This is a genomic window from Streptomyces sp. 8P21H-1 (assembly GCF_013302945.1).
Map to the genome: position 1 here is coordinate 1 of NZ_JABTYA010000127.1, position 1,265 is coordinate 1,265.

General features: G+C 74.9%; 2 protein-coding genes. One reads left to right on the top strand and one right to left on the bottom strand.

What is annotated here, in order from left to right; all coding sequences use genetic code 11:
* The coding region (locus HO151_RS02125) for a CoA transferase (protein WP_173894426.1) at nucleotides 1-313 on the bottom strand (313 nt) is incomplete at its 3' end.
* Nucleotides 314-495: 182 nt separating this feature from the next.
* Here HO151_RS02125 and HO151_RS02130 point away from each other — a divergent pair.
* Nucleotides 496-1,265, top strand: a 770-nt coding sequence (locus HO151_RS02130; protein WP_173894427.1) for a trans-acting enoyl reductase family protein, incomplete at its 3' end; no start/stop codon positions are given.

Below are 1,265 nucleotides of genomic sequence, written 5' to 3' on the forward strand. Positions count from 1 at the left end.
CGACGCCCAGGCGCTCGGCGACGCCGGGGCGGTAGCCCTCGACGAGGACGTCGGCGCGCTCGGCGAGGCCGAGGACCCGCTCGGCGCCGCCGGGTGCCTTGAGGTCGACGACCACCGAGCGCTTGTTGCGGTTGGTGAGGTCGTGGGCGGGATCGATCGCGAGACCCGCACCGTCCGGCCGGTCCACGCGCACGACGTCCGCGCCCAGGTCGGCCAGCAGCATGGCGGCGAACGGGCCCGGCCCGATGCCCGCGAGCTCGACCACGCGCACCCCGGCCAGTGGACCGTGCCCCGCTGTTCCCGCCGCTGCCATCGAGCCCCCAGCACTGTGACACAACTGATGTAACATCAGTGATGTTAAGAACGTGTTCCACTTCGCACAAGCCCTCGGCCGGCAGGCGCTCGGCCGATCGCGGGGGCTCCGCTCCGCCTCCTTCCGCCTCACGCTAGCCTCGGCCACCCGCAACGGCGCGGGACGGACGGCTGAGAGGTGCCATGAGCAGGCAGGACAGGACGGAGCGCGCGTACGACATCGTGCTCTTCGGGGCCACGGGGTTCGTCGGGACGCTCACCGCGGAGTACCTCACAGCCCACGCCCCCCGGGGGCTGCGCTGGGCGGTCGCGGCCCGCGACACCGCGAAGCTGGAACGGCTGCGGGAGCGGCTGGCGCAGATCGACCCGGCCTGCGCCGGGCCGCCCGTCCTGCGGGCCGACGTCACCGATCCGGCCTCCCTGCGGGAGCTCGCGGACCAGGCGTGCGTGGTGGCCACGACCGTCGGCCCCTACCTGGAGTACGGCGAGGACCTGGTCGCCGCCTGCGCGGACGCCGGCACCGACTACCTGGACCTCTGCGGCGAGCCCGAGTTCGTGGACCTCATGTACGTACGCCACGACGCACGCGCGCGGGAGACCGGTGCCCGGCTGGTGCACGCCGCCGGCTTCGACTCGGTCCCCCACGACCTGGGCGCCTACTACACCGTGCGGCAGCTCCCCGAGGGGGTGCCGCTGACCGTGGACGGGTTCGTGCGGGTCGGGGCGATGTTCTCGGGCGGCACCTTCGCCTCCGCCCTCAACCAGTTCGCGCGCGGACGGCGGCTGCTCGCCGCCGCACGCGACCGCGAGCGGCACGAGCCGCGGCTGGTGGGACGCCGGGTGCACGCTTCGCCGGGCGCCCCGCGCTACGCCGGGGAGGTCGGCGCGTGGGCGCTGCCGCTGCCCACCGTCGACGCGCGGATCGTACGGGGCTCCGCGCGGGCGCTGGAACG